16 protein-coding genes are annotated in these 22,281 nt (G+C 60.2%); 4 read left to right on the forward strand and 12 right to left on the reverse strand.

Annotated features, from left to right (window positions below; all coding sequences use genetic code 11):
* Positions 1-821 precede the first annotated feature (821 nt).
* Positions 822-2,276, forward strand: coding sequence for a hypothetical protein (locus tag ACWGS8_RS34020; RefSeq protein ID WP_454585022.1), 1,455 nt, complete (start codon positions 822-824; stop codon positions 2,274-2,276).
* A gap of 48 nt (positions 2,277-2,324) precedes the next feature.
* On the opposite strand, the gene ACWGS8_RS34025 is transcribed toward ACWGS8_RS34020, so the two are convergent.
* The 9 genes from ACWGS8_RS34025 to ACWGS8_RS34065 form a co-directional block, all read right to left on the reverse strand.
* The gene (locus tag ACWGS8_RS34025; protein WP_454585040.1) at positions 2,325-3,668 is read right to left on the reverse strand and encodes an HlyD family type I secretion periplasmic adaptor subunit; all 1,344 of its coding nucleotides are present in this window, start codon (positions 3,666-3,668) and stop codon (positions 2,325-2,327) included.
* A 26-nt stretch (positions 3,669-3,694) separates the two neighbouring features.
* A complete protein-coding gene (locus ACWGS8_RS34030; protein ID WP_454585023.1) occupies positions 3,695-5,473 on the reverse strand; it encodes a type I secretion system permease/ATPase in 1,779 nt (592 codons plus the stop codon).
* A 352-nt stretch (positions 5,474-5,825) separates the two neighbouring features.
* Positions 5,826-6,731, reverse strand: coding sequence for a class I SAM-dependent methyltransferase (locus tag ACWGS8_RS34035; protein WP_454585024.1), 906 nt, complete (start codon positions 6,729-6,731; stop codon positions 5,826-5,828).
* 87 nt (positions 6,732-6,818) lie between these two features.
* Entirely contained in the window at positions 6,819-8,078 is a 1,260-nt protein-coding gene (locus ACWGS8_RS34040) for a polysaccharide biosynthesis/export family protein (RefSeq protein WP_454585025.1), read from the reverse strand.
* Positions 8,065-9,342, reverse strand: a complete 1,278-nt coding sequence (locus ACWGS8_RS34045) for a hypothetical protein (protein ID WP_454585026.1) — start codon at positions 9,340-9,342, stop codon at positions 8,065-8,067. Before ACWGS8_RS34045 ends, ACWGS8_RS34040 begins: the two co-directional genes overlap by 14 nt.
* Positions 9,339-10,343, reverse strand: coding sequence for an NAD-dependent epimerase/dehydratase family protein (locus ACWGS8_RS34050; protein WP_454585027.1), 1,005 nt, complete (start codon positions 10,341-10,343; stop codon positions 9,339-9,341). Before ACWGS8_RS34050 ends, ACWGS8_RS34045 begins: the two co-directional genes overlap by 4 nt.
* A 45-nt stretch (positions 10,344-10,388) precedes the next feature.
* Positions 10,389-11,063, reverse strand: a complete 675-nt coding sequence (locus ACWGS8_RS34055) for a sugar transferase (protein ID WP_454585028.1) — start codon at positions 11,061-11,063, stop codon at positions 10,389-10,391.
* Positions 11,060-12,196, reverse strand: a complete 1,137-nt coding sequence (locus ACWGS8_RS34060) for a DegT/DnrJ/EryC1/StrS family aminotransferase (protein WP_454585029.1) — start codon at positions 12,194-12,196, stop codon at positions 11,060-11,062. Before ACWGS8_RS34060 ends, ACWGS8_RS34055 begins: the two co-directional genes overlap by 4 nt.
* Before the next feature lie 52 nt (positions 12,197-12,248).
* Positions 12,249-12,971, reverse strand: a complete 723-nt coding sequence (locus ACWGS8_RS34065; protein ID WP_202355961.1) for a nucleotidyltransferase family protein — start codon at positions 12,969-12,971, stop codon at positions 12,249-12,251.
* Positions 12,972-13,590: 619 nt separating this feature from the next.
* On the opposite strand from ACWGS8_RS34065, the gene ACWGS8_RS34070 reads away from it, so the two are divergent.
* Positions 13,591-14,268, forward strand: a complete 678-nt coding sequence (locus ACWGS8_RS34070) for a LuxR C-terminal-related transcriptional regulator (RefSeq protein WP_454585030.1) — start codon at positions 13,591-13,593, stop codon at positions 14,266-14,268.
* A 120-nt stretch (positions 14,269-14,388) separates the two neighbouring features.
* On the opposite strand, the gene ACWGS8_RS34075 is transcribed toward ACWGS8_RS34070, so the two are convergent.
* Positions 14,389-16,131 (reverse strand): sensor histidine kinase, encoded by a 1,743-nt coding sequence (locus ACWGS8_RS34075; protein ID WP_454585031.1) that lies wholly within the window; start codon positions 16,129-16,131, stop codon positions 14,389-14,391.
* A gap of 442 nt (positions 16,132-16,573) precedes the next feature.
* Here ACWGS8_RS34075 and ACWGS8_RS34080 point away from each other — a divergent pair, with 442 nt between their 5' ends.
* Both ACWGS8_RS34080 and ACWGS8_RS34085 read left to right on the forward strand, forming a co-directional pair.
* On the forward strand, positions 16,574-17,098 hold the full coding sequence (locus tag ACWGS8_RS34080; RefSeq protein WP_454585032.1) for a helix-turn-helix transcriptional regulator: 525 nt from the start codon (positions 16,574-16,576) through the stop codon (positions 17,096-17,098).
* A gap of 258 nt (positions 17,099-17,356) precedes the next feature.
* Complete coding sequence (locus tag ACWGS8_RS34085) at positions 17,357-18,415, forward strand: NAD-dependent epimerase/dehydratase family protein (RefSeq protein WP_454585041.1); 1,059 nt, start codon at positions 17,357-17,359, stop codon at positions 18,413-18,415.
* 131 nt (positions 18,416-18,546) lie between these two features.
* On the opposite strand, the gene ACWGS8_RS34090 is transcribed toward ACWGS8_RS34085, so the two are convergent.
* Complete coding sequence (locus ACWGS8_RS34090; RefSeq protein WP_454585033.1) at positions 18,547-19,749, reverse strand: acyltransferase family protein; 1,203 nt, start codon at positions 19,747-19,749, stop codon at positions 18,547-18,549.
* 257 nt (positions 19,750-20,006) lie between these two features.
* Positions 20,007-22,241 carry an oligosaccharide flippase family protein gene (locus ACWGS8_RS34095; RefSeq protein WP_454585034.1) on the reverse strand — a complete coding sequence of 745 codons (2,235 nt, stop codon included), beginning with the start codon at positions 22,239-22,241 and terminating at the stop codon, positions 20,007-20,009.
* Between the last annotated feature and the right edge of the window lie 40 nt (positions 22,242-22,281).

Consider the following 22,281-nt stretch of genomic DNA (forward strand, 5'->3'; position numbering starts at 1 on the left):
CCGGCGTTCGAGGTTGACCAGCTTGCCTTCGGCGCGGCGGCGGGCGAGCTCGCCATGCTCGATGGTGGCCACCCCGGCCGAGTCATAGCCGCGATATTCCAGCCGCTTCAGCGTGGTGAGGATGAGCGGCGCGACCTGCGAGTGACCGACGATTCCAACGATGCCGCACATGACTTGCCCCTGACTTGCAGAATTCCGGCCTTGTCACCGTAGACGCCACGATATCCCTCCTTGATTACGGGCTGATCGTTCATTTGAAGGAGCCTACGGCCTTAATCGCGGCCGGAAACCGTCGTGCTTGCGAAGTGGCCCATGAGGGTCCGGGTGGCGAAGTTTGCGTCGGTGGCCGCGTGAAGCTGCCCGACGAACAGTTCGTTCGAATGATGCGCGTCGGTCGGCCGGGGCGCATGTTGAGACAGCCGGCAAACCAAAACACACCCAACAGCCGGTTAGGCCCGGCCGCCTGATGCCCCCCTACAAGAGGCTGTCGGGCCGCTTGATCTGTCTGGGGCTTACACGCGAAAGCGCTCCCGGCTGCCTCGCGTGCCGGCAAGCGAGCGGCGCTGGGATCCACGCCACAAAAGACGTCAACATGAACACGAGAAGGACCATCCGACGCAAAAGCCATCCTGGCATGGGTCACAAGGTGGATGGAGGTGATCGGCGACCGCCAAAATCGAGGAATCGTTGCCATTAAAGCGCTGAATCGCTAGCGCCTGGCATCGTTTGATTGCACGAAGACGCGGAACTGATCTCTCGATACAGAAGGAAGCTCAGTCCACGCCTTGCTCGGTCCTGGCGTACGGAAGGGGATGCAGGGCATGAAGTTCAGGGATCTGATCAGACGTGCCGACAACAATGTGGAGAAGTCATTCGAGGATCTCGAAGCTGACTTGGCCAATGCCGTTGACGAGTGCCTTGGTTTGGATGACCTGCCAGCGCTGGCGAAGGACGATGCCGCGGACGAGCCGCCCATACCAGACAACAACGGCGAACAGGACAACGGCGCGCAAACCGGGGATGAGGCTGGCACCGAAGATGCCGGCGCTCCCGAACCCGTGCGACGGCTGACCTCTCATACGCAGAGCCGCATGGCTGCCTTGAGTTCCTTTGACGGGCTGTTTCGCGATGCGAAACTCCATTTCGAGGAGATCAACGCGAAACTGTCCGAGATCGCCAGCACGCATCAGCTGGCCTTTGACTTCTTTCACATCCTTCACGCCGACATTCTGCGCGCCAACGAACTGGAGCTGGCCAATCTAAACCTGACCGCAGAGCAAAGGAGCCTGTCGGACAAGCTCACTGATCTGAACCGAAGGCAGCATGAGCGTGAAAGCATGGTGGAGGCTTTGCAGCAGCGCGAGGCAAGCCTGGTTCAGGACGGCGAGGCGCTTCGCGGCGCATTGGCCGCGGCAAGGCTGGAACTTGTGGAGGCCGCGAACACCAACGCAAGAAACGAAGCGGAATTCGGAGACCTCACAAACACGCTTGCCGCCGCGACCGTCGAGGCCGACAGGCGTGCGCGCGAGAACAAAGTGCTGCGTGAAAAGAATGTCAGCCTGTCGATCGACCTGGAAAAGGCGCTGAAACGGGAGGACGAGGCGCGGAACAGGCTGGACGCCTTCTCCACGATCCATGCCAACGAAGCCGCGCGAAATTCCGAAATGCTCGGTGCACTTGGCAAGAGCGAAAAGGAAGCGATACGGCTCCACACCACGCTTGAGGCCACCCAGGCCAAATTGTCGGAAGTAACGGAAACCGCCAGGATCATGGAGGCGGAAAAGGATGCCGGGCTCGAACGCAGCCGGGCCGAGATTCGAGGATTGCGCTCCGAAATTCAGAACCTCCAATCGCGACTGGAGCTCGCATCGAACGCAAACAGCGAGGCCTCGGCCGAAATCGCCAGGCTGAAGCTTCAATGGAGCGACGCCGTGGCGGAAAAACAGGTGGCGGACGAAAGGTTGGCGGCCCTCACCAAGGAGGCCGAGACCGACAAGCTGAACCTTTCGAAGATAACCGCCAATTTCTCACAGCTTTCGCTGCAGCAGGCATCCGATCAGATACAACTCGATACCCGCCGGCAGGAATGCGAAGACCTGCGCGCCGAAATTGCATCGGTCAACGCCCGGATCAGGGAGTTGCTGCCCTATGAGAGGCTCCATGGCACCGCGAACGCCTTGCCGCATAAGAACGATGTGGCCAAGATTCCGGTGACGGCGGAACGAACGGCGCGTACCGCTCGCCGCGTTCGTCGCAGAGCGCTCAGCGCATCGTAGGAGGAAGAGCCGATCGTATTTGCGGCTCGCTTCCAACAGTTCGTCATCTCATTGGCGGAAGGCCCTGGACATCTGATCCGTGAGAGGCTTCAGCAGATAGGACCAGACGCTGCGTTCGTCGGTGCTTATGTGAACTTCCGCCGGCATGCCGGGTTTGAGCACCTTGGCATCGGTCAGGCAGGCCGCCTTGTTCTCGACATTGATACGCGCCGAGAAATACGAAAGCTGTTTTTGTTGGTCCTTGATCAGATCCGCCGAGATGCGCTTGACCGATCCCTGGCAGGCCGGTGTGGTGCCGGCATCGAAAGCCGGAAACCGGATCGAGACATGCTGGCCTGGACGAACGTCATCTATGCGCGACGGGGGGATCAGCGCATCGACGACGAGGTTGTCGGTGTCGGGGACAATCATCATGATCACCTCCCCAGGAGCGATTACGCCGCCGATTGTGTGGATGGCCGATTCCTGCACCGTTCCCGATTGCGGGGCGCTGATGTTGGTTTTGGTCAGTTCGTCTTGCGCCACGACCTTGCGCTCGCTGAGTTCGGTCTGCTTGGCTTCCGTTTCACGAAGTTCGCTCGTTACTTCGCTGCGCCTTTGCTCATCCAGCTGAAGGATTTGCAATTCGGTCTCGCTAACCTTGGCCTGTGCCTCAGCGACCGCCGCTGCGAGGCGTCCTGATTCTCCGTGCGCTCGGGTGGCATCCAGTCTGATGTTGCTCAGTCGCTCCTTGGACACTAGCTTCTTTGTAAAAAGCGCCTGGACGTCGCCTAGATCTCCGTCCAGCAGGGCCACAGACTGGTCTTCCGCGGCCTGCTGCGCCTTGAGGCCATCGATCTGGCGTTCAAGTTGCTTCGAGCGGCTCTGCAACTGTGCCTTCTGCCCCGTCAACGCCGTTGCTCGGCTTTCGAAGAGGGTGCGCTCTCCTCTCACCAGTGCAGCCAGTTCCGGGTCGCCCATCCGTTCTTGAAGGCTGGACGGAAGCTGCATTTCCGGCAGGCCCTGCCGCTCAGCCTCCAGCCGTGCAAGCCGGACGGTTGCACGATCAAGATCCTCGCTGATTATTTGCAAGTTGGCTCGCGTCAGCGTGTCGTCCAGCCTGGCCACCACATCGCCAGCCCGCACATGATCCCCATCTTGCGCGAAGATGCCGCCGATCGTGCCGCCGGTCAGATGCTGGACCTTCTTTATGTTGCTTTCGACCACCACGGTGGCGGGCGCTATCACCGCGCCGGCGATCCTGGTCAAACCGAGCCAAAGCCCGCCGCCGACAATCAACATGGCCGTGACCGAGGCGCCCAGGATCAGGTTGGCCCTGATATCATCCCGCGCCTCGGCCGAATTCGCCTCGGCCCTTCTGCTCCCGTCATCGAACGGAGCATACGAAACCATCGTCGCATCAGACATGAAACAGCACCTCAAGCATGACCGCTCACCCCTTTCTGCATCGAAACAACCGACGCTGGCCGTTCGGCTGGCGAAGGCGCTGGCCGTTCGGCTGGCGAAGGGAAGGGCCGGATGACATTGGCCAGGACCTCCTCGCGCGAGCCGAAGGAGTGAAGCATCCCATTGGACATGACGAGTACCTTGTCGATATTGGTCAGGGCAGAAGGACGGTGCGCGACAATGATGACGATGCCTCCGCGTCGGCGCACCGCCAGGATGGCGCCGGCCAGGGCGGCATCGCCATCGACGTCCAGGTTTGAATTCGGCTCGTCGAGGACGACCAGAAACGGGTCGCCATAAAGTGCCCTGGCGAGCCCGACGAGTTGCCTCTGTCCGGCCGACAAGGCTGCTCCTCCCTCGCCTACGCGTGTTTGAAACCCGTTCGGCAACCGCATGATCATCTTGTCGACGCCCGCGGTCTTGGCAGCTGCCAGCACGCCCTTGGCGTCGTCCTTGCCGCCAAATCGCGAAATGTTGTCGGCAACCGTCCCGTCAAACAACTCGACGTCCTGCGGCAGGTAGCCGATGTGGGCGCCAAGCTCTTCCGGGCTCCATTGGTCGAGAGAGGCTTCGTCCAGCCTTACCATTCCGCGAAGCGGCTGCCACACGCCCACCAGCGCACGCACAAGTGTCGTTTTCCCAGACCCGCTCGGGCCGACAATGGCCATTCCCGCGCCCCCAGACAGTTGAAAGCTGACATTGGCCACTGTTGGTTTTTGCTGGCCCGGCGGTGCTATTGTCAGGTCCTCGACCGCAAGCACCGCCTGCGGGCGCGGCAGTTCCATGACGTCTTCATTCCCACCGACGGCAGCCAGCGCCTTTGCCAGTTGGGAATAGCTTTGCCGGAAAGCCGCGAAGCCTCGCCAGTTTGCCAGCGCAGCGTCAACCGGAGCCAACGAGCGGCCCAGCAGTATCGAGGATGCTATGATCACGCCCGGCGACGCTTCCCCGCCGATCACGAGATAGGCACCCAGTCCCAGAACAGAGGACTGCAAGGCCATCCGCAGCGCCCTCGACAGCGCGCCGGTGGCACCGACAATGTCGGAAAGCCGCTCCTGGTGCGTGAGATAGGCGTGATTGATCTCGCTCCAGCGGCGGGCAAGCCGCCCGGAAAGGCCCATCGCGCGCACAACCTCCGCGTTGCGGCGGCCGGAATCGGCAAGATTGCGTTGCGACACCAGCGTCTCGGACGCGCGCGCCGAAGACGCGCGGCCAAAGATTTCCGCGATCACTGTGAGCAGCACGACAATAATCGCACCGATTGTGGCCAGCAGACCGAGCGCAGGATGCAGGAGATAGATGATCAGCAGATAGAACGGTATCCACGGCGCGTCGAAGATGACGGTCGGTCCCAACCCTGAAAGGAAACCGCGGATCTGATCCAGATCACGCAGCGGCTGTATCCGGTTCGCATCCTGCCCGCCGATGAGCGGCAAGGACAGCGAGAGGCCGAACACTCGTTGCTGCAGATTCTTATGGAGACGGTTGCCTATTCGAACCAGGAGGCGAAGCCGCACGAAATCCAGCAATCCGTAGACAGCGTAAAGGCCCAGCATTCCGATCGTAAATCCGACAAGCGTCGGAACGCTCTGCGATGGCAAAACGCGATCGTAGACCTGCAGCATATAGACGGAGCCGGTCAGAGCGAGAAGGTTTATGACCGCCGAGAAGACGCCGACGCCTACCAGCCCGGGTGCGGCGCCAAGCATGGCGCCACGCAGATCGGGCGAATGTATCCCTCCGGAGCTCATCGCTTGCGACCTCCGGTGAGAAATCGTTGCGCAAGCTCGCTGGCGCCACTGGCCAGGCACAATTTTTGGGTTTTCAGGAGCGTATCCCTCTTTGCCTTCAAATATTACGCCCCACTAACGTACGTGGCCTTTAATCAAAATGTAGCAAAATCGTGGCACCAAGCCGAGAATCCTCGATTTAACGCGTTAAATCGGGGGAAAACTGCCGTTTTGAGGTGTACTGGAAGGCTGCGGAGGTCGCGTTCCACGCGGTGCGAGCGACACCGCACCGTCCCTTTCGAGGGATGAGTCGCTCCTCCGGCAAGTGGCTGCCCGGCCGTTTTCACGGTGCCTTTCGAGTGTGCGATTCCGTTTAGCGCTTCTTCGCGACAACCAGGAAATGCTGCGCCAGTTGCCCAGGAACGCGAAGGGTCCTGGACGCCTTCTCGAAGGGCTCCATCAACGCTTCACAGACCCCGGGCAAGAGGTTTCCCGGCCGGGGCAGATAGCCGTACGGTATCATCTCCTCGACAACGAACCCCGACGCGGTCAGCAGTTCCTTGAACCTCGCTACGCTCAGCGTGTGGCGAACTGTGCGTCCAAACAACAGATTGAGCAGCCGGCAAACCAGGCCGATGGGCGAAGTCGCATTCATGTGAACGTTGCACACAAGTCGCCCGCCATCCTTCAGATGCTCATTTATCGCCTTCAGCGCATCCCGCTTCAGTTGATCCTCTGCGTTCAGGAAGAAGCGAAAGGCCGTTGCGACGTCGAAGGTCTCGGAGAAGGGCTGCGTTGTCATATCGATGTGAAGCAGTCTCACATTGGGCGGAACTTGCGCGCAGTCGAGCATGGATTTGGAAATGTCGGCGCCGACCACCTCGCCGAAGAGCCCGGCTGCAACATTGGCGATGCGACCCGTTCCGCATGCGAAATCGAGGCAGTTTCGGTCGGCTCCGCCCATTGGGCGAAGAACATCCAGGATCAGGGGCTTTTCGATTTTCTCCCAGAGCGCGCCATAATAGCCGGACTCGTGCGTTTTGTTGTAATGCGCGCCGTAGCCCGGCGCACAATGACTGGTCCTGTAGTCATCCGACACCCGGTCGCCCTGCGTGTGGATCTGCTGGTTGGACGTCAGTTCGTGCCAAATTCCGGGCTGACCGGTCCGTGGCTTGGCTTGCGGAAACCGCGCTGCTGAGGGCGTATCGAAAGCCGACTGAGCCATTTGAGCCGCGCTCGTCGGCGCCGGCTTCACCCCTTGCCTGGAATTGAGCCTCACCGGGATCTCCTGTGCGGTTGTGTCCGACTGCCCGATCGAACAGTAACTCCCCCAACTCATTTTTTGTCGGACTGCGATTGAGGCGGTCTATTGGATCGCCGCACTTTGCAGATCGCTGCTGAACCTGGCTTCGACGGTGTCCCCCGGCATCACGATCGTATCTTCGTCAGCCGATAGCTTGCGCCATTCATCGCGGACCTTGCGGACGATCGTGACCTGAGCCCGGATTGTTTCGCCTGCAATCGGCAATGGCTGGGTGGATGCGCCGGTCGGTTGCAGCTTCTCGCTGGCGGCGTGGAGTTTGGCGGTGACATCGGCCAGCCGCGCGTTGGTGTCTTTCAGGTCCGTAAGCAAGGCAATCCTCTTTTGATTGTCATTGCGTTCGTGCTGCCTGACATAGTCCTCCTGCTGGCGCCGCGCTCTCATGAGCTCAACCGTGGTTTGCAGCGCACCGCTCGACGACAGAAGCAAGGCGCGCCTGACATCGGCGAGCCGGTTGTTGGTCAGATTGCCTGCATCAAACGCCTTGGTTACTTTCGCCAGGTCTTCCTGATCCGCCTTCACGCTCTCGGCCTCGACCTGTTCGCGCTTCTGCAAAACCTCGATTTGATCAGCCGCATCCTTCTGGCCCTTCTCAAGAAAGGCCTGTTCCTGCTGGAAATCGCTCAGCGCAATCTTAAGCCCGTCCGCTTCAGCCTGGGCGATCGCGGCTCCGACGCTGGGCGACAAAGGTGAACCCTGCGGCGTCTGCTTGTCGAAATCCGCCTGGCCCTGAAGTTCGGCGCGGACACGGGCGGCGTGAAAATAGTCCTTGGTGTAATCCCCCCAAAGTGTCTCGTAATCGCGCCTGAGATCAACTGGATCGGGGCCTGTCTGGCCTGCGCGTGACCGCAAAAGGCTGAAGCCGCCGGAGACGGCAAGCGCCTGCCGTACGGTCATGAGCGGACGGTAAGCCTGTTGTCCCGGGGTGAGCACGTCGCCCATCACGTAGATTGGACGATAGTCCACGATGATGGCGGTCACGTCGTCTGGCTTGACGACAACCATCTGCCCGCGTCCATCGGCCAGACGCACGTGAAAGATCTTGGTCGGCAAAAGCGCTTGCATGCGCGTCTGCAGTTGAGACGCCGTCAGGCCTGCGACCATGATCATCCCGACTTCGGGAAGGGCGATATTGCCATCCATCTGGACCACGGCGCGCTGCGCTCGATCCGGGATCGGCGCTATCCCAATCTCGACGGTATCGCCAGGTGACAGTTGATAGGGCTCGGCTTCGCCCGCGGCGGCCATCGATGTCAGGGACATCACCGCAACCGCGGCAAGAACGGTTCGTTTACTGAAGGCCATTTGCGACAATCTCCTTCTGGTTCGGCACCGGCTCCGACGGCCACTCAACTCGGGTAACGAAATCGTATACCGGGCCACCCGGCACACCCCAATTGCTCGACCAGACCACCTGCGAGCCGTCTGGCGACGGCGAGGCATGCGTCTCGCTCCAGTAGTCGAAGTGGGGGTTCTGCGTGTCCACGATATTGCGGACCTCCCCGCTGCCGTCGATGCGCAGCGCAATGACCTGCTGCGCGTAAGGCGCCCAATCCGGATGCTGCGATACTTCGGCTCGCGTCCCGCCATATGTCAGGAACACCCAGCCGGGCCTGTCCAGGGACCTGAGCGACGCATGCATGGCCTCGCCATATTTCATCAGCGAGGTGACCTTGCCGTCGGCCAATCGGCGCTTGATCACCTGATATTTGTCGGGATCCGATTTGCTGATCCCGACGTAGATTTCGCTACCGTCGACATCGACCGTCATGTCGCCGTGGCCAGGCCGGTGGTGCTCCATCCACTTCTGGCGCAAGACGCCGTCGATGGAAGAGATGAAGCTCGGTTCATTGCCGTCCGGCAATAGCTGTGAGCACACGATGTTGATCCCAAGCGGGGAGATCGAGCAGGAACCGGTGGTTCCTGGAAGCTGGGCAAGATCGATATCTGGGAATTTCTGCCGCAGCTTGAGATCGTAGCCAAAGACCACCGCTTTGCCGTCATTGCGCGTTGCACGCACCGCAATGCGATTACCGTCGCGGCTCGGATTGCCTTTGTAGGGCCCGAACTGAAGCTTGCTGTAGGCTGTCGACGCGAACACGATGTCCTCGTGATTGGTGCGTGGCGCCCAGGTCGAAATCTGCCGGCCTGCAACGCAGATCATCAACTCGGGATCTTTGGGATGCCATTCGCATTCAGTCGAGCGATCGCGATGGAACAATGGAACGTAGCTGTGCCCGTCGAGAAAGCACATGCCACCGCAACCATTGACGATCAGGAGAAGGCTCTGGTCAGCATTCCAGGCCTGTGCGCTGGAGTAACGGTGGGTGCAGTATTTCTTCCCGCAGACACCCGCCAGGCCGAGAATTCCGGGTTCGGTGATCCGTACGAAAATCATGCCGGACCACGCATCCGTTGCTTCGCGCAGATAGCCCGGCAGGTTTTTCACCACCGATGTGGCCGACTGTTGCGATGCCCTGCTTTCGCGGCCACCGGCCATGTAGATATTGGGGAATATGGCACCGGCAACCAGCAGCAGCGCCAACATGTGCCGGCGGAGCAGGGTCATGTCATGTAACCCATTTCGCGCCGTACCCGGCCTTCGCTGAGGCGCGCGCGCCACCATGCGATCGTTCGCTCCAGCCCGTCGCGCAGGCTGGTCTGCGCCCTCCACCCAGTCTCGCCTTCAAAATGCGAGGAATCGGCAAGCAAGGCGCGAACCTCCGAATTTTGCGGCCGCAGACGGCCTTCGTCACGATGGACCGGTTTCTTGGACCCGCTCATTTCGAGGACAAGATCCAATACGTCGGAGATGGTCACGGCGCGTTGGCTGCCGGCATTGTAGGCGTGGCCAAATTCAAGCCCGGCCAGGCCTGCGGTCAGGAAGGCTGCCGCGGTGTCTTCCACAAAGGTCAGGTCGCGGATCGGGCTTGTATCGCCGACCATGATCGACTGGCACTTCGGATCGAGGGCCTGCCGGATGATGGTCGGCACGATGGCGCGCTCGCTCTGGCGCGGACCATAGGTGTTGAAGGGCCGCATGATGACCACTGGGACATCGAACGACCTGGCGTAGGACTCGGCCATCATGTCGGCACCGATCTTGGATGCCGAATAGGGTGACTGTCCCTGTAATGGATGCGTTTCGCGGATGGGCATGGTCTGGGCGGTTCCATAGACCTCGCTCGTGGAGGTATGCACCACCCGCTCCGTCTCCCATTGACGCGCCGCTTCAAGAACATTCACCGTGCCCAGAATGTTGGTTTCCACATAGGACTGGGCAGCCGCGTAGGAATATGGAATCGCAATGAGCGCCGCCAGGTGAAACACGACGGCCTGGCCGCGCACGATCCGGTTCAGGAACGCGCTATCGCGGACGTCACCGCGGACGAGTTTCAGCTGGCCGCGGATCTTGTCCGGCAAATCGTCCAGCCATCCATGGCTGTCGAAGGAATTGTAGAGCGCCAGAGCCGTGACATCCGCGCCGTTGCGGACGAGCGCTTCAGTGAGATGCGAACCGATAAATCCATCCGCGCCTGTCACCAGAACTTTCTTTCCACTGTAGCTCATGACTGCGCATTCCCTTGGTTTACTGGAGCGCTTTCCTTTTGCGATTCATACGTCGACCGGCCGTGATGGAACCCAGCCGACAACGGCCAGGGCGCCACGCACCATCCACACGATGTCGGAGACGATGGTGCGCCGCGGATAGTAGGAGAGGTCGAGTCTGGCTTTGGCGGGGAACATGACCTCCCGATAAAACTGGATCGGATCAGCCGATCGGGGGAAGAAATGCGCCTCGTGCCGGAAGAGAACCTGGGTTGGCCCCAGCAGGCCGGGCTTGTATTGCAGGACGGCCTCGAGGCCGCCCCGGAAACAATCGGCGAAAGCCATGCTCTCGGGTCGCGGCCCGACGATCGCCATCTCGCCTTTCAGGACGTTCCACAGCTGCGGCAGTTCGTCGAACTTTGTAGCCGCGAGGAACCGGCCCACCGTCGTCATGCGGCTGTCGCCCACGACGGTCAGCGCGAGGCCTTGGGAATCGCAGTTCACGCCGAACTTGCGAAATTTGTACATGCGGAAGGGTCGGCCACCAACGCCCATGCGGGTCTGTGCGAACAGGATCGAGCCACCGCCCTCGAGCAGAAGCGCTCCGGCGATCAAAAGCATCAGCGGTGCAAATACGATGGTCGCGAGGCCCGCGACCGCGAGATCGATCGAGCGTCTCGCCAAGCCGTGAGCGGGGCATGAGACGAAGCGCTGGTGAAGGGAAATATCCAACGCGTTCATGCGGCAGTTCCTGTTTGGGCGCCGCCGTTGAGTGCGCTTGCGAGTGCAGCCACAACCGCTTCGGCGACAGGTGAAGTGATCTGGGGGTGCAATGGGATTGTCAGCTCTCGCTGAGCAAAGTCCTCTGTACGCGGCAAGACAACGTCGGGGTAACGCTCGCGATAGAACGTCATCTGGTGCACCGGCGGATAGTGAATCGTGGTCTGTATCCCCTGCGTCCGCAATTCGTCGATAATCTCCTGCCGCCTCGCGTAGCGCGGCAGGAGGACCGGCATGATGTGGTGAGCCGACGTGCGGGGTTCGCTGAATGGAATGGTCACGGCCGGGCAATGTTCTGCGATGAGGCGCCGGTACAGGACCGCCAGGATACGCCTGATCTCGTTCCACTCTTGCAGGTTTTGCAGCTGGACCAGCCCAATCGCCGCCCGCATCTCGTCCATGCGGTAATTGAACCCCAGCATCGTGACATCATATTGCGGGGTACGACTGTTCAGCCGTTGATGTGTCCCGGTGGTCATTCCGTGCCCGCGGGCCTGGCGGATTCTGACGAGCAGATCGGGGTCACGGGTGATTACGGCGCCCCCTTCCGCCGTTGTCATGTTCTTGTTGCCATAGAAGCTGAAGGCAGCCGCGGTGCCGAATGTTCCCACCTCCCTCAGGCCGGGCGCATGCGCGGCGTCCTCGATGATATGCAGTCCTCGAACCCGGGCGAACCGCTGCCAGTGTTCCCGATTGGCGAGATAGCCCGCGAAGTGAACGAGAATGACCGCCTTTGTGCGTGGTGTGCACCGCGCTTCGGCTTCGGCAAGCGACATCAACGGCACGTCGACCGACTCGATATCGACAAAAACCGGAGTCGCGCCGACATAGAGCACCGCATTCGCGGTCGCGACGAAAGTCAGCGATGGGACCAGTACTTCGTCGCCAGGTCCTATTCCCAGTGCATGCAAGATGAGATGAAGCGCCGCGGTGCAGGAACTGACCGCCACGCAATCCTCCGCGCCATGCATGTCGGCAAAGGCCAGTTCGAATGCGCGTACCTGCTCCCCCATGGTAAGCCAGCCGCTGTCAATCACCTTTGACAGGGCTGCCTTCTCCGGTACGCCTAGGATCGGGGCGCTCACCAAGAGCATCTTGACCTCCTAACAATCCTTATTGTGGGTTCTGCGCTCTGCATCCGGATTTTCATGCGGCCGCGGCTGCAACCTCGATCGAGGTCGACTGCTCTTCCCAGGCAATCGCCTGCGCGTTCTGGAAGTCATCGACGCGACCGATGTCGAGCCAGAGACCGTCATGCTTGTACACGTGCACGGTCGTGCCGCCCTGCATCATCTGCAGCATCAGGTCATCGAACCCAAATGGGATGCCGGAGGGAATAAACCGCAGGACATCCGGGTTCATGCAGTAGATTCCCATGCTGACGAGGTGGGAAAGCGTCGGCTTTTCCCGAAACAGCTGAACGGCATTGTCGATCTCGTCTATGACGCCGAAGTCCATCTTGATGAGGCGACAGGCCGTGGCGATCGTAACCGGGTCCTTATGCATGCGGTGCGCGGCCACGAACCGGCTGAGGCTCAGGTCGGTAAGAACATCGCCGTTGAGCACGACAAATGTGTCGTTCAATTCATCCCTGATCAGGGAGAGAGGCCCAATGGTGCCCAGTGGCTCCATTTCCTGCGTGTATCTGATCTTCAGATTCCATTGCGATCCGTCGCCGCAGACGCTGCGGATCAGGTGCCCGAGATAGCCGGTCGTGATATAGACCTCTTCGATGCCGTTGCGCCGCAGCCACTTCAGAAGCAACTCAAGAACAGGCCGGGCCCCGATCGGCATCAAGGGTTTCGGCAGGACCGACGTGAACGGCCGAAGGCGCGTACCCATCCCGCCACATTGAATCACCGCTTTCATCCGATCCTCCTGATTTGCAGTTGGCTGTGTCCGGGCATTTTCGTGTTCGAGTCCACCCGGCCCTGACATCCCGTCAAATCCGGCTCGACCCTCGGCGGCAATCCGAACATCATATTCGAAGGGTATGTGACAGCCGGGGCGGCTGTCGTCGTGCATTCGAATGGCACCGATCCAAAGCGTTTCCGGTATTAGATAACCGAGAGATCAAGGACGGAACCAAGCGATCTGGACCTGACCATGAGACCAACGAAGCCGAATGAGTCCTGCGTTCAAAAAGCGGCGATCTGCCAAGTGCCGGAACCGGCCTGCGAGCGCAGGTGCCGGCATCAAAACGCTGCGCCGCATATTGGTTTCGGACATCGGAGACTGGCACTCGGCATCGTTTGGCGGGCAGCACCGCGCCAGCGTTTAAAAAAACTAATGGGAGATCGCCGCAAATTAGTATTATATTAGCCATGCGTGATGTGCGTGGGTTGGGACGCTGCGAACATCACGGTGATGTGATGACCAGCGGTTGGCCACGACTTCAGGGATCACTGCGGTTACAAACATCATAGAGGAACGGGAGGTTCCAGGGGATATTCTCGTCGGGAACCGCGTAACGGGTTGGGGTAGTTACATGTATCGGATCGTCATCGCCGACGATCACGGCTTGTATCGGCGTGGGCTTCGGCTGGCACTTATGGCTGGAATTCCAGGCGCCGAAATATTCGAGGCCTCGTGTTTCGATGCCGTGGTCAATCTTCTAGAGGAGCAGGCTTCCATCGATCTTGCGATCCTCGACCTGAACATGCCTGGGCTGTTTAACCAGGAGGTGCTCAGCGACGTTCTCTCCGCGTATCCCGACACACGCTTTGCGATCGTTTCCGGGGACGATTCCCGCTCGGAAATCCTGACCGCCCTTTCGATCGGGCTTCACGGCTACATCGTCAAATCGCAGAAAGACGAAGAAGTCGTGCTGGCGGTAAACGAGATCCTTGCGGGCCGGATCTATGTACCAGCACTCTTGTCTCGAACGTCTGCCGACCAGAGATCGTATGCCGCCCTGACCTCGGCGAAAAATCCTATCCGTCAGCGCGTGGGCTCAAGCGATCTTGGCAGACTGACATCGAGGCAAAGGGACGTCCTCAAGCTGATGGCGGAAGGGTATTCGAACAAGGAGATCGCCCGCAATCTGGATATTGCCGAAGCGACAACGAAAATCCATGCCGCCGCCATTCTGCGCGAGCTTGGCGTGCGGAACCGGACTGAAGCAGCCGTTTTGCTGCAAACCTGGCTGTCGAGAAATGTGGGCTGATGATTGCCGCCCGACGCCGGTACCGTTCGGCCCGGCATGCTGGAATAAACTTAAGCGCGTCATATGAGACCGGTCAGCTCCCAAATCCGAGGTCGCTTTCACAGCGGTATGCACGACAATTCAATTTTCAATTTCCTTGCGCGATAACCGCAACGAATATCGCAGTCCATATTCCGATATTTCCAATTTCGGCGAATGCCCGACAAGCGGCGTGCCGTCCACGCCGATTATCATGGACCCGAACCCGTGGCGCACGACGTTTGAGTTCTTCCGGCGTCCCGCTTCCACCCAATCGAACACGAGATCGTCCCCTGCGCCATCGGATGCGAATTGCCACTTAACTTCGACCTTGCCTTGAGAGTCACCCAACGCGCCATGTTTCACGGAGTTTGTCGTCAGTTCGTGAAGGATCATCGCAAAGCTCTCGGCGACGCCACTTGGCACCGTGAGTGAGGGGCCGCTGATCGTTATGTCCCGTGTCTCCTTGAAGGGTTGCAACTCCTGAGCGACGAGATCGTGGAGCATCCCCGACAGGCTGGTATGACGAGACAGGATGAGATGCGTCGCTTCCAGTGTCCTGATCCGATCGATCAGCATCTCCTTGTATTTGGCAACGTCGTTCTCGGGAACATTGATCATTTTTACCAGGGCCGTGATCACGGGAAACAGATTGCTGAACCGATGGCGGTCTTCGAGCATGATGCGCTCGCGCTTCTTTACGGCGGCGCGAAGAAGCGTGGTCTGTCGACGTTCGGTCAGATCGGCCGCCACCCCGATGCGCACCGCGCGGTCGCCATGTTCTTCCTGCCGTCCGCGCAGAGCGACCCAGCGTATGTGCCCATCCGTCCGCCTGACACGAATCTCGACGTCGTAGTTCGCCGCCGACGAGGGTTTTGCCGAGGCAGCCAATTTCGGCCAGTCGGCCGGATGGACCACGGCCGAGAGTTCTTCCAAGGGGCGGACGGGCTTGGAGGGCAGGCCGAGAATGTCCCAGAACTTGCCGGAGCCCGCGACTGTCCCCTCCTTGACATCTATTCGCCACGTGCCCAGGCGGCCGGCAGACAGAGCGAGATCGAGCCATTCCTTCTGAGCCCGAAGGGCCTCGCGTGCGGCCCGTCGCTCGGAAATATCGTCGACCACCACGAACACGCTCTCGGTGGATGCCTCGTCAGGTCTCGACGAGGACAGGGCCATACGGGCCCAGAATGCCTTCCCGTCCTTGCGCAGCACGCGAATATCGGCAGCGGACGACGCGGCGCCATTATCCAGATCTTTCAACAAAGCCCGCACGGCATCTCGATCATCGGGAAGAACGAGCCCTTCCAGCTTCAGCTGGGCAAGTTCCTTTTCTCCGTAGCCGGTCATCTCAAAAAGACGTCTGTTCGATTGCAACAGTTCGCCGCGTCGATTGGCATTTGCAAAACCCAAGGCGGCGCGCTCGAAGGCCCAACGATAGCGGCTCTCGGCTGCATCGACGGCAGCGAGCCTCGCCTCAGCAACCTCGAGCGCCCCGCGCAAATCCTGTCGCAGGCGGTGGAACACGGACGCGATCAGGCCACCCGAGACCAGAAGGAAGATGGCGCTCGTCCAATCTTCAGCAGAGAGTTGGGCGTTCAGGACGCGTCGCATCCACAAGCCGGCAGCAGCCATGAGAACCGTCGCGGCGACGGCAACTAAACGTCCTTCGAGATATACTATAACAATAATTACGGGGACAAATGCAATAAACGTCACCCCCTGGTTGACATATATTGTATTTATCGCTTCGAGTATTATCGATCCTGCAAGCACCAATAGCGAAGCTACATGAGCCAACGGGGTGCTTGACACGTTCGATTTGAGCCAGCGCAGGTACGAACCCATGCGCCAGACTACAACCTTCTATCTAGTTCGTCGAGACTAGGCCTGGACCGGGCAGCCTAATACCACTGCCGGATTGCCACGCCTTTGCCGGCGAGTAGAATCACGATCGGTAGGGCTCAATCAGGAAGGCATATTGGACGAACGCTGCGGAACGGCTTTCCGCAGATCTCTCCAGTTTTGTCGAAATCAAGCAAAAGGAGTGCATGCCTCGTCGATAGGCAGAGTTCAAAGACAGTAAATCACGCAACATTTACTTGGGTCGGTAGCAACTTGGGTTGGGGTAGAAGCGATGACACTGATCGAGAGGCGCAACGATACCGTTGCGGTCAGCCAATACATTGTACTGAAGGATGTTCGCCACGCACGTCCGATAAACCTGTCGGATCGACCGGACGCCAGACCTGGCGTGCCGCAGCGACGCAGCTTGGAATCCATAACCGGCATGCTTGACCGCATCGGCTGCGGCTACCTCGTGCTGGATCGCGACAGGAAAGTAATCGAATGGAACGCTGCTGCGAAGGACACGCTTGAACGCCAGGGCGAAGCGGCCGACACGGCCGTCGAGCTGTCCGCGGGGCTAAGGCGACTGGTCGCGAATGTTCCGGTCCATTTCCAGCCGGGATCGCTCTCATGGGTGGTGATCCGCAGCAGAGGCGACAGGCCTGTGATCCTGAACGAGACGGGCGTCGTCACACCCGACGGGACATGCATCGTCGCATTGCTGGACCGGGAGAACACGTCGGCGGCCAACCCTCAGACCTTGCAGAGGATGTTCGGTTTGACCAGCGCGGAAACGCAGCTTGCGCTGCGCTTGGCGCAAGGCGATGCGCCCCTGGAGATCGCCCGCAGCTGGCATCTCAGCCGCACGACGATCCGCTCCCAGCTCGCCTCGCTGTTCGCCAAGACCGAAACACGGCGCCAGGCAGAACTGGTGGCTCTTCTGGGGCGCATTTCGGTCCTGCCGTGAAATTGCGATTTCGGCGGGCGCCAGAGCCCGCCCGGATTCAGCAAACCAAAATATGTGCCATGGCACCGCGGCCGCGCATTCTGCGGCCGCGGTTGCGCAGATTGTAAAACTCGCGGCGCCATCTCCACCCTTTCGACGCGCTATCAAACTCGGGCACGGCGCGGAATCTCGTAGTTGGAGTGACTTGCCATGGTCGAAACAAATTCGACAGTCCACAAGCTGGCTGATACCGCCCGTACACGGCCGGATGATGCTGTATTGAAACTTGCAGGCGCGGGGCCGATCGTCGTCACAGGAGCCGCCGGATTCATCGGATTTCATGTCGCGTTGCGGCTTTTGCGGCGCGGCCTTGCCGTTATCGGCGTCGACAATTTTACGCCCTACTACGACGTCGGGCTGAAGGAGGCACGATTTGCGCAGCTCCGTGCCGAGCCGAGGTTCACCCCCATGCGGATGGACCTGGCGGACCAGGCGCTGGTGAAAGCCCTGTTTTCCGATTTCCAGCCATCGCACTTCGTGCACCTCGCCGCCCAGGCCGGGGTGCGTTATTCGCTCGCCGATCCGCATGCCTATGTGCGGTCGAACATCGTCGCGTTTCTCAATGTTCTGGAGGGCTGCCGGCACACCGGCGTCAGCCACCTCGTTTATGCCTCGTCGAGTTCCGTTTACGGCGCCAATCGAAGCATACCGTTTTCAGAGCACCATGGTGCCAGTCATCCGGTCAGCTTCTATGCCGCGACCAAAAGCGCAAACGAATGCATGGCGCATTCCTACAGCCACCTGTTCGGCTTGCCGGTGACCGGATTGCGCTTCTTCACCGTGTATGGTCCCTGGGGCAGGCCCGACATGGCGGTGTATACGTTCACCCATGCCATCGCCGAGGGGCGGACGATCGAGATTGCCAATGCCGGTCGCGTATGGCGAGATTTCACCTATATCGACGACATCGTCGAGGGGGTGGTCCGCGTGCTCGCCGCGCCGCCTCGTCCGGATCCGGACTGGGACAGCAGCGCGGCTGACCCCGCCACCAGTTCGGCGCCATATCGGATCTACAATATCGGCAATGACCGGCCCGAAGAAATCAACCGTCTGATCGCGATCATCGAGACTGCCCTTGGCCGCCGCGCCGTTTGCGTCAACGTGCCTTTACCTCCAGGTGACGTCCTGAAAACCCGCGCCGACGTCAGCGATCTCCGCCGCGCTGTCGGCTTCGCGCCGGCGACGGCACTCGAGGATGGCGTGCAACGTTTCGTGGAATGGTATCGGGATTTCCATGCAAGCCCCGTCGGCCGAGAACGAGCGTTCGTTCAGGTATAAGCGAGACCACGAGAGGCCGGTGGCGACCAGCAGACAACGCCGGTTCGTTTGCCCAGGCCCATGGGATTTCACGCCTCAATGCGAACGGGTGGCGCTCGCCCTGTCCTCGCCGGCAAGGCCGCCGTGCTCGTTCAGTCTGTCTTGGGATACGCCGTCACCGGAAATAGACGAAGCTGCTGTCGGGTGCTGGGCCCGGCTCCCAAAAGGCGTCGGGCGCGGCGAGTCAGCGGCTTCTCGAACAAGCGGTAGGTGATGAGTGCCACAGCAAAGGTGACCACCAGCGCCGACGCGATAAAGGCCCACGGGCCGAGCACCAAAATCAAGCCTGTTCGCCAGAAGAAGACGTGCGTGGCGCGGATCACGAATGGATGCAGCAGGTAGAGGGCATAGGACGCGTCGCCCACGCCGGCGCCCCATCGCGCGGCCAGGCTTTCATGCCTCAACTCACCTGGCGCCAAGGCAGCACTCCAGACGATGAGAGATGCCGGGATGCCATAAACAACGGGGCGGGCAAGGCCCATAGAGATATCGGGAAATGCCGCCGCGAGCATCAGGGCGCCCAGCCCCGCTGCAGCGACACAGGCCCTGATGAAACCGGAGGGCCGCAGGCTGGAGGCGCGCATGATCCCGATTGTCACGCCGAAAGCGAACTCAAGGACGATCGGATCGGTCCAGAACGCGAATGGCTCTGGCAAAGGCGCCGCGAGATAGCCTGCCAACACCATCCCCACCAGGGTCGTGAGCAGGGCCGTGACGGCCCAACGCATGGGCAGCACGATCACCGCCGTAAACAACACGTAGAAAAGCATCTCATAGTTGAGCGTCCAACCCAGTTCGTAGAGGGGCTGAACGACGCCGTCAGGGCGAGTGGCCGGGATGAAGAAGTATGATTCGATCACAAACCTGAAATTGATGTAGTTCTGGTTGAGAAACGAGGGAGCGAGCAACGCCACGGCAAGGTAGAGCGTGGTGACCGTCCAATAAAGCGGGACAATCCGGGCGAGCCGGCGGGAAAGGAAGAGACGCGCGCCACCCGTCTTGGCGAACAGCTGTCGAGACGTGTGCACCATGATCACGCCAGAGATCACGAAGAAGATATCGACACCGGCGCTCCATGGTATCGGATCCCAGGCCTGAAAGGTGCGGCCGGCTTCCAGTTCCAGGGTCGCAGCATCATGCTGGGCGTGACGTAGCGCAACCGAAGTGGCGGCGACGGCGCGCAGGACCTGGACCGAAATGAGGTTTTCGCGTCGGCTAAGCTCGCCAGGGCTTGATCCTGCGGACCAATGGCTCATCGGAGGCGTCGTGGCCGCCGCCATTGGTTCTTGTTCCATGGATGCTCCGCAGCTTGCCCCATCACCGTGACGCGGGCGCGGAACTCATGCATCCTTCAAATGACGGACATAGCCGTTAAAACGAACATGAAGGCCCTGCAGGCAGGGAGTTGTCGAGAGTCGGTGAACGTCGACACCTCGGACCTTGTGCCTTCAGCCACCTCGGAGAGGCCTGAGCCCACTCGCCGCAATGCCGATCAATGCGTCCGGGCCTTCGTTCACTGCTGGCATGACCAGAATCGGCGCATGGATTACCGTCATTTGCCCGTCCTCAATAGCCAGCTCCATTGTTGGCCGCCAATCGCGCTTGGCCTGATCGAGAGCAGGGCAAATACAAGGCCAGGCAGGATTTTCAGTCGCTTGCCGATATAGACGGCCATGGCAACGTTCCAGATGGCCAAAGCAAGCGCGACACCGACCGCCGCGCCGATAGGGCCATAGATCTCGACGCCCACGGCACAGGCTATGATGTTGGCCGTCGCACCGGCAATCATGGTCGTTGCGGCGGCCCATTCGTTTCCGGTCATCGCTAGCAGATTCTGCTGAGGCCCGCACAGCGCAACAAAAACATAGCCCAAAATGAGAACCCGCGCGATTGGCGCTCCCGCGGCGAAGCCCTCCCCGAAGAAGCTCAAGAACGGCTCGGCAATCACCATCATGGGGATGGCCACCGCAATGGCGCCGCCCGCAGACAATAAGGTGGCCCGCGCGAACAGCTCCTGCAGGCCTTTTTGATCGCCTCTGGCGTGCAGGTCGGCCGCTGTCGGTGAAAACATGGTGGCGACCGCGATGCGGGAAAGCCCCACGAGCATCGCCACGTTCAACGCCAGGGCGAATATTCCGGCCTCACGGATATGGTTGGTCCAGCCCAGCACCAGCACGCCGGCCCGACTGACGAAAACATCGAGACCGGTGATGAGCATGAGCGGAGGGACGGCAAGCCACCATCCCCGCGGTTCGTAAGTGGGCTGAGCCTGCCGCAGGCCAGGTGGCTCGAACTTCCTGGCGGTGATGAACACCAGCCCAACCGTGATGGCGGAACTTGTCAGCACCGCCAGCATCACCTGCGGCGCGTGCACCACCCACAATCCGGACTTGGCCATGATCGCCACAAGTATCAGCAGCAGTCCGTCTCGCACGATGCGCTCCGGCAACAACGCCGAGACGACGCCGCCGAAAGCACGCACCAGCGTAGCGCCAATGGCATAAGCGGTAATCAAGGGTACGGCCGCCATCCCCAGCACGATGCTTATCTCTAGTCCTCTTTGTGCGTGATCCGGCTGCGCCTGCCCTGAAAAGAACAGGACCAGGGCAGCTCCCGCCATCCCGAACAGCGTCGCGGCGAGAAGCGATCTCTGCAGGGCGAATCTTATCACCCCCCGCGCCAGATCAAGCCTGCCGTTGGCTCTATAGGCCGGCACGAAACGCAACAACGACACATTGAACCCAAGCGTCGCCAGATAGGCGAGCACGGAGGTCCAGGCGAGAACGTAGGCATAGATCCCGTAGTCGCGGGGCCCGATGAGGCGCGCAATGGCCAGCTGTGCAAGGCTGGTCAGCCCAGCACCTCCAATATAGATCAAGAGAGCAAAGACGCTCGCCCGTGCGAGCCGCGAGCCGACGTCCTTATTTCGCCGAGGTGTGGCTATTGGAAGAACACCCGTGGGATGGCCCGGAGACTTTCGAGACGCGCGACTATCGACAAATCCAGCATCCATAACGGGTACGCTTCCTCTTTGGCCTCTATTTGCGAATCCTTTATCCATCCGCGAAAGCGCGGAAATGATTTGCTTCTCGATCTTACAAATACTTTTTAGCCCCGATTGACTGTCGGCATTCTCGACGGAAAAGACTTTTCGGCCAGAAATCGCCAGGAGATCGTCTATAGATTCAAACACCTCAAAGGCGCTCATGTTCACGTTCAAGTCGGCCTCAAGAATCCGTTCCGCCGGCGGCTCGTGCTCCATCCGATGTCGGAGGCGACTCTCCACGACCGCAGACGGCACAACCAGCCTGACGGTGAGATCGGCCGGCGGCGCGAGGCTGAGCGCCTTTTTGAGCGCTTCGCGGTCGGTGCCCCCATTGAACATCGCCAGCGATCCGATCGCTTGAACGTATCCTTGATCGAATATGATAATTTCTGGCGATTGCTGCGCAGCGTTCCAGCAACGCGAAAGGTGCAAGATATATCGCCAGATCCGGGCGTGCCAGATTCGTTTCTTTGGCGGTATCAGCCTCACTATCGACACCGAACTGGAAATTTCGTCCAATCGCCCCACAGAGGAAAGCAATATTCCTGCCGTCGAAAATATTGCCGATACTATTCTTGAGACGAACAGATAGATTCCAAGGTCGAAGCTGCCGGCCCTGGTGCTGGGCTTATAGCTGAGCGCGACCTTGGCGTGATAGCCTTTCCCGCGCAACTGCTGGGCGAGCGCATGCGCAAATGTTGTTTTGCCGGATCCTGGCGGTCCGAAAAATTCAATGATCATGCTGGGGCAGGCCGGATTGCGGGAACGCACTTGGTTCCCC

The organism is Mesorhizobium sp. 43Arga, from assembly GCF_053714255.1.